This window comes from Snuella lapsa, assembly GCF_039539345.1.
In the GTDB taxonomy this organism is placed as follows: domain Bacteria; phylum Bacteroidota; class Bacteroidia; order Flavobacteriales; family Flavobacteriaceae; genus Snuella; species Snuella lapsa.
Genome location: NZ_BAABCY010000067.1, coordinates 1 through 7,486, shown reverse-complemented (window position 1 = coordinate 7,486; position 7,486 = coordinate 1). Strand labels below are relative to the sequence as shown.

General features: G+C 29.7%; 7 protein-coding genes and 1 pseudogene. 1 reads left to right on the top strand and 7 read right to left on the bottom strand.

The window, feature by feature from the left end; all coding sequences use genetic code 11:
• Positions 1–504: 504 nt before the first annotated feature.
• The 3 genes from ABD792_RS12710 to ABD792_RS12700 all read right to left on the bottom strand — a co-directional run bounded on the left by ABD792_RS12710 (position 505) and on the right by ABD792_RS12700 (position 2,426).
• A complete protein-coding gene (locus ABD792_RS12710; protein WP_345006599.1) occupies positions 505–750 on the bottom strand; it encodes a hypothetical protein in 246 nt (81 codons plus the stop codon).
• A gap of 100 nt (positions 751–850) precedes the next feature.
• A complete protein-coding gene (locus tag ABD792_RS12705) occupies positions 851–1,411 on the bottom strand; it encodes a helix-turn-helix domain-containing protein (RefSeq protein WP_345006598.1) in 561 nt (186 codons plus the stop codon).
• A 151-nt stretch (positions 1,412–1,562) separates the two neighbouring features.
• Positions 1,563–2,426, bottom strand: coding sequence for a sigma-70 family RNA polymerase sigma factor (locus ABD792_RS12700; protein ID WP_345006596.1), 864 nt, complete (start codon positions 2,424–2,426; stop codon positions 1,563–1,565).
• 607 nt (positions 2,427–3,033) lie between these two features.
• Between ABD792_RS12700 and ABD792_RS12695 the strand changes: the two genes are divergently transcribed.
• Entirely contained in the window at positions 3,034–3,195 is a 162-nt protein-coding gene (locus ABD792_RS12695; RefSeq protein WP_345006595.1) for a hypothetical protein, read from the top strand.
• Positions 3,196–3,285: 90 nt separating this feature from the next.
• Here the strand turns inward: ABD792_RS12695 and ABD792_RS12690 are convergent, their stop codons facing one another.
• The 4 genes and pseudogenes from ABD792_RS12690 to ABD792_RS12680 form a co-directional block, all read right to left on the bottom strand.
• Positions 3,286–3,528, bottom strand: coding sequence for a cold-shock protein (locus ABD792_RS12690; protein ID WP_345006593.1), 243 nt, complete (start codon positions 3,526–3,528; stop codon positions 3,286–3,288).
• A 12-nt stretch (positions 3,529–3,540) separates the two neighbouring features.
• Positions 3,541–4,530: a fatty acid desaturase family protein gene (locus ABD792_RS12685; RefSeq protein WP_345006592.1), complete on the bottom strand. Its 990-nt coding sequence runs from the start codon at positions 4,528–4,530 to the stop codon at positions 3,541–3,543.
• A 1,241-nt stretch (positions 4,531–5,771) separates the two neighbouring features.
• A pseudogene (locus tag ABD792_RS19205) lies at positions 5,772–6,134 on the bottom strand (sterol desaturase family protein).
• A 399-nt stretch (positions 6,135–6,533) separates the two neighbouring features.
• Positions 6,534–7,391: a sigma-70 family RNA polymerase sigma factor gene (locus tag ABD792_RS12680; protein ID WP_345006591.1), complete on the bottom strand. Its 858-nt coding sequence runs from the start codon at positions 7,389–7,391 to the stop codon at positions 6,534–6,536.
• Between the last annotated feature and the right edge of the window lie 95 nt (positions 7,392–7,486).

Genomic DNA, 7,486 nt, shown 5'->3' with positions numbered 1-7,486 from the left:
ATCATTGCAGGATCTCTCAAAGTGGCACTGTTTGACCGAAATACGTGGCATGGTCACGCCGAAATAGCCAGTATCTAAAAAAAAGCAACTAAAAACTACAGTTGTCATTGAACCTTTTGTTAAGAACATAATTAATGATTTAAAGGATAAACCAGTGCATATAAATATTGCCCAGAATGGAAGAAAACAAATAAAGTTTATTAGACGTTTGCAACCTATGAAATGGAACTAAAAAAAGCTAGTCGGACGAATATATAAATATCGCTGTTGAATATTATTTTTATGAAAAAAAGCAGACTTGAGTCTGCTTTTTTAAGTCCGAATAAATAACTTATCCTAACTTCCCTAATTGATTAATAGCCTTACAAAGATAACGATGAGATAGTATATTAAGTTATACACTTTATGGCTATAATTACACAAATCACTGATTTAAAATAAAGCTTATAAAAAAGAACAGTTTAGTGAAAAACTGTTCTTAATACATAGACTTAACTTAATATTCTAGATTGCATTTGCAATGCTTTTATAATTTGATTTCAAGATACCTACAACTTCATTTCTGTCTTTATCTAACTTGTTCTCTAATCTTTTAATTAAATCTAATTCTTTACCACTTTCAAATTTCACATCTTCAGAAGTCAATTTTGGATATCTTACTTTCAATGCTTTTGATTGTTTGTCCCAATCGCCACTAAATTTAAATAGCTCACTTGTCTTTTTCTCGCCTTCTTTGTTCTGGGTTTCCATAATTATGTATTTAAAGTAGTGCTTAATTGTACTACTATCACAAAGATGACGACTAATACCTTAAATTGTGTTACACAACTGACATATATCATTACACATGTTACAGGTTCTCTAGATTCAGCTTTCTTTTTTGTCCGATTTTTTTATAAAAAGTAGGTGTATGTCCAGTAACTTTTTTGAATTGGTTAGACAAATGAGCAACACTACTGTAATTTAATTTATAGGCAATTTCAGTGAGATTAAGTTCGTTATAAAGAATCAATTCTTTTGCCCTTTCTATTTTGTGTTTAATAATAAAATGCTGAATAGTAATTCCTTTTACTTCTGAAAACAAATTTGATAAATACGTGTAATCATAATTCAATTTTTGTGCTATATAATCTGAATAATTAACTTTTGGGACTTCATCAGAATAATGAATCATTTCTATAATCACGTTTTTTATTTTATCTATAAGAATACTTCTATTATCATCCATTAATTCTAACCCTGATATCGCTAAATTTGATTTGAATTCTTGTTTTTGAGATTCGGAAATATCTTCTTTTATTTCAATTATTCCAAGCTCAACACTTATATAGTGTAAACCCAGTTTTTCTAGCTCATTTTTAACGAAAAGCTTGCATCTTAAGCTTACCATATATTTAATATAAAGCTTCATTAATTTTTAGGAATTAAAATGCGTTTCTTATTTAGTCAAAGATAAACTATATAAGTCATTATGTATAGAAAGTTGGCTGAAAGAAAAAACGTTGGGTAACACTGTTAATACTAGTTTATAATTATTTTTTTGTACAATTAGTAATCGTTTCTTACCCCAAATACTTTATTAAAAGGTGAGACTTATTTGAGTTTTTAATTCTTGAAATTGCGGACTCTTTTATTTGCCTTACCCGTTCTCGCGTTATTCCAAATAATTGAGCTATTTCCAATAAAGTCATTGAAGATTCTAAGCCTATACCATAATGAAGTTTAATTATTTCTGCCTCTCTTTCTGAAAGAGAATTCAATACAGCTTCTAAATCTATACGGAGTGAGTCTAACAATAAAACAGCATCTGGCTGTGGATACATATCGGTAACAATAACGTTATGCATATTAAGCTCTGTATCTTTAGACAATGGTGCATCCATAGAAACATTATATCCAGAACTCTTAATACAAAGTTCAACCTCTAAAACAGGTACGTCTATAATCTCAGAGATTTCATAAATACTAGGCTCGCGGTTATTCTTTTGTTCAAAAAAAGTTATTGCCTTTTTTATTTTATTTATAGCGCCTATCTTATTAAGAGGCAGTCTTACTGTTCTTGAATTTTCAGATAAAGATTGTACTATGCTTTGTCTAATCCACCATACGGCATAAGAAATAAATTTGAATCCACGAGTTTCATCAAAACGTTTTGCCGCTTTTAATAACCCTAAATTTCCTTCATTAATTAAATCAGGAAGTGATAAGCCTTTGTTTTGATGCTGTTTAGCTACAGATACAACAAATCTAAGATTGGCATTTGTTAGTTCATTCAAAGCAAGCTGATTGCCTTCTTTTATTAGTATAGCCAATTCAACCTCCCGTTCTAATGATATTAAATTTATTTTGTTAATATCATTCAAATATTTATTTAACGATAAGTCATCTCTAATTGTAACTTGTTTAATTATTTGGAGTGGTGTCATTCAAACTAAAGTTTTATTAAATCATCCAAATAATAATGAGGTTTCATTATTTCTAAGGAGTTCTTGGTTACAAAAAGTATCGGCTAGCCAAACAAAAAGCATAGTCAAAATAAGGTGAAATAGAAAAATCCTTATTAAATAATAATTTTGGAAACTTTTGTAAAGAAACGTCTTATAATTGGGATAATATGTAGTTATCCTTCTTTATTAAAAAAAAGAATAAGAAAATTCTAAATTGATTCATAACAGATTGGGGTACGCTCAATCAATTGTATAATAGTTTAAAATGCTAATAGCCAACTTATATTAGTCATACCAAGTTAAATACCTGTATAATAAGAATCTAGTTTTCGAAACCATGTTAACATAGGCTTATATTAAACTTACCATATAGCCATTAATTTGTTATTGCCTTATTGAGAATGAACATTAATGCTGTAATAATAAAACGACACTTTTAAACATGAGATGTCATTCTAAAAAATAATAGAACTTTTGCTGGTTTAAATTGATTGTTAATAATGATGCTTATTCCAATTAAAAAGATCACCTTTAGATAATTGTAGTTAGAACTAGTAACTTTTGCTAAACTTAAAAAACAATAAAAATGAAAACATTAATTATTTTTCTAAAAGAAGCACCAAAAATTAACAACAAAATTAGAAATGTTGTTACCTATATTATTAAAAATGAAACTGAAAAATATCACTATTTAGATATGCATAACCACAATATTAAAAAGTACCAAGTATCGTCATTTAAATTGTAACTTATAAAAATGATACAATTATGTCTTTAAGATCTATTCTTTTCAAATCCATTTGTAGCCTTCCCTAAAAAAGGGAAGGCTACATATTCACTAGACTAAACTCACTTTTATAGCACTTAATCCTTTTTGTCCTTTTTCGATTTCAAATGTTACATTATCGTTTTCTTTAATTTGATCAATAAGATTTGATGTATGAACAAATATTTCTTCTTCAGAGTCTTTAACTGATATAAAACCAAATCCTTTGGCATTATTGAAAAATTTTACTGTACCTTCTTTCATAATAGTTGCATTATCATTATTTATTAATTTATTTATTAATGTTTTTATCATTATTCTATTTTCTTAATTAAAATTCGTTGTTAATTCCACTATACTTTGCTTTTCAACTATTTTCTTGCCTAACAAGCGAAGCATTATAATATGATCCTTTATAGCTTGAAACAAAGTTCGCTTAACATTATACGGGAATCCAAATTCATGTGCGGTTTGTGATACGATCTTGGCCAATTTTTTATAATGTACATGGCAAACGTCAGGCAATACATGATGTTCTATCTGGTAATTTAAGCCACCAATAAACCAAAATAAAAGCTTATTATTAAGTGAAAAATTACATGTTGTCGCAAATTGATGCCCATACCAATCTACTTTCATCATGCCCTCTTTATTCGGAAGAGGAAACTCATTTTCCGGCATGATATGCGCCATTTGAAAAACAATACTAACCAAAAGTCCGGTAATAAAATGCATACTGATAAATGCGAGTAGAATGAGCCACCATGGAAGCGAGATCATAAGCATGGGTAGTAATAACGCATACGAAAAATACAATAATTTCCAAGCAGTCATGCTTGTAAATGCTTTAATATATTCGTGCTTTTTATTTAAATATCCCATATTCTTATAACGTTTTAGACGTACAAAATCTTTAGTTGTTATCCATGAAATAGTTGATATCCCGTAAAAAAACCAAATGTATATGTGCTGAAATTGGTGTAGCCAGTAGTGTTTGGCATGAGGTGAAAATCGCAAAAAGAAAGGGGCATTAAGATCGTCATCTGCGTTATCAATATTTGTGTAAGTATGATGTAAAATATTATGCTGTATTCTCCATACCGTAGCATTGGCTCCAATTAGATTGAATGAATAGCCCAAAATCGTGTTAACTCTTTTGTTTTTTGAGTACGATCCATGAATAGCATCGTGCATGACACCCATACCAATTCCTGCCATTCCAAACCCGCTAACTATATACAATGCGAAAAGCAAAAACACTGAAGTCACTGCACCTGTAGCCATTATTATTAGGGGTACAAAAAATAAGGCAACCATAACAAATGTCTTAACAAACATATTTGTATTAGCATTTCTACTCTTTTTGTTAGCTTTAAAATATGTATTTACCCTTCCTCTCAATATTTTTGAAAAATCGGAGTTTACTTTTCTTGAAAATTTTAGATTTTCGATACCCTTTTGATATTAAATTATTGCTTGCAATCCTATTTCAGGGTACAAATTCATATGCTTTTATGTGTACAAGTGAATAACACACACTACCATAATTAAAAAATTGAGGAATGCTGAGATTTAAGTAATAGTGGGATACAAATTAAATAAAGAAAGGCAGTTCAACTATCTAATTTGGTAAAGGTAGGTTAAAATAACTATAGACCCTTCAATTATATGTTAATCTTTTAATAATCAGCACATTTTCAGCAATATAATCTGAATAGTTAACCGTTGGAACCCCTTCAGAATAATGAATCATTTCTATTATGACATTTTTTATCCTATCTACAAGAATGCTTCTTTTATCATCCATCAATTCTAAACCAGACATTGCCAAGTTAAATTTTAGCTCTAGCAGTGATTCAAAATTAATTTATTCTTTTACTTCTCCCATCCCTAATTCAATATTGGCGTAATGCAACCCTAGTTTTTCCAGTTCATTTATAACCATAAGTTTGCATCTTAAACTTACCATATATTTAAACTAGATTTTCAAAATGGAATAAGCTCATTTAAGAATTGAACTAAAGATAATGCTTATTTCAAGAATAATTCTAAACTGCAAAGGTATTAGAATAAAAACGTTGCCTAACACTTTATTTAATTTATTGCTAATAACCGTCTACAAGTATTTAAAGAGGCACATAACAACCTACGCACTTGTAAAAAATAAATTTTATTAACATGTTTATGGCTGTTTAAATAGTATTAAGTGTTTTGAGAACAGATTTTACTATTAAGATTTAGGGAACTTAAATATATTATTACTTGAGGAGGGATTATTTTTATAGTTACTTGTTAAAGTGCATAATTCAAAAATTGCAGTCAAAAATCCATCGTTTTTACTTTTTTATTTGTTCACTTTCTCATATAGTTTGGACTACCAAATTATATTTTCCAAATCATTTTAAGCAGCTTACAAATATCCATAAATAAATCACCCCAAGCATTGAATACCAAGGATATTGGATTAAACAAATTAACAGGTTTGGTTATGCCCTAAATACCCTGCTCACTTTGTTCTTAAAGGTTCCAAAACACGATCCCGAATAATAAGTGTAGAACTATAGCTTTATATTAATATAATCGTAATATACAGAATGGTGTACGCGATGATGAGATGGTGAACCAAAAATATATTCTATGGGTTTTGGTAATTTAAGTATCAGTTCTGTATGTATCCAAAATTGATATAATATTTCGAGCTGATAAACTATAATAAAAACCGTTGAATCAAAACTCAACATAAACATAGGCATAAAAAATACAAGCTTTAAATTTTACACCCAAGACTATCTACATGAAGAGGACAGGTTAAAATAGGCTGAACTGTGGTGTACAATATGTGTAGACCACCAAAATTGCTGTTCATGCGATATTTTATGAGACCAGTATCTAAAAAAATCTAGCGAAACAAAACATAGCAAATAGAACCATCATGTGTGAGGAATGTTCCAATGGGGTAAGATTATAACAAATAACTCCAACATAGAAAACACCAACTTCTGTAAACGCGTTGACAAATAAATTGCCAAAACGTATTACGGAGGAGGCCAAAAAATCTTTTCCATGATATAGTTTCTTATGTCGTTTAATTGAAAGAAAATATTCAAAAGCTACTGCGACATACATAATAGAGGGGTAGCAATCCAAATGATTGTGTTAAAATGTAGTCAGAGAAGTGTTTCTGTAGATAGTTTTATATTTTCGATGAAGTATTTTGGACTTAATAAGGAAAATTTAGACAGACTTAATAAAATGGGTTAGAGGAAACACTTTTTTTCATATGGTTTTTTAATATAAAATTCTCTTCGCATAACATAACATCATAGGTATTTTAATAAATTGGAACTTCCAGACTTTTTTAACTTTTTTAGAGCCAATCCTTTAATTTGTCTTACACGTTCTCTGGTAATCTCTAGTTTTTTTCCTATTTCATTTAAGGACATTGAGGAAACAACGCCAATTCCGTAATGAAGCTTAATTATTTCTGATTCTCGCTCTGAAAGAGAATTCACAACATTATCTAAATCAACCCTTAACGAATCAATTAATAACGTTTTATCTGGCGCATCAAATTCATCAGTTCCAAACTTATCATGTAAACTTAAATTGGAATCGTTAGAAAGAGGTGCGTCCATAGAGACAGAGTACTTGACATTTTTCATGCAAAGCTCTATTTCTAAGACGGAAACTTCAATAATACCTGAAATTTCATCGGCAGATGGAGCTCTGTTGTTCTTTTGTTCAAAAAAAGCTGTGGACTCTTTAATTTTATTTATGACCCCTATCTTGTTTAATGGTAATCTTACCACTCTGGATTTTTGAGCCAAAGCTTGAATTACACTCTGTCTTATCCACCATACAGCATAGGAAATAAATTTAAACCCACGAGTTTCGTCAAACCTTTTGGCTGCAGTAAGCAGACCTAAATTACCTTCACTTATTAAATCGGATAGAGGTAATCCTTGATTTTGATATTGTTTTGCCACCGAAACAACAAATCTTAGATTGGCTTTGGTTAATTCATTTAATGCCACTTGGCTTCCTTTTCTAATTAAGGTAGCTAATTCTACTTCCCGTTCAGCAGTTATTAAACTAAACCTGCCTATTTCAACTAGATATTTAGCTATGGATTCATCATTTCTTAAAGTGATTTGCTTATTTATATAAAGGTGCTTCATTGTAAAGTGCTATGGGGTTACTCTAAACCTGAGTTCGACGTAATGATTTAATAAAAAAGAGCTAGTTGCGGTGTGTTTTCTGTTTCAAATTTAAT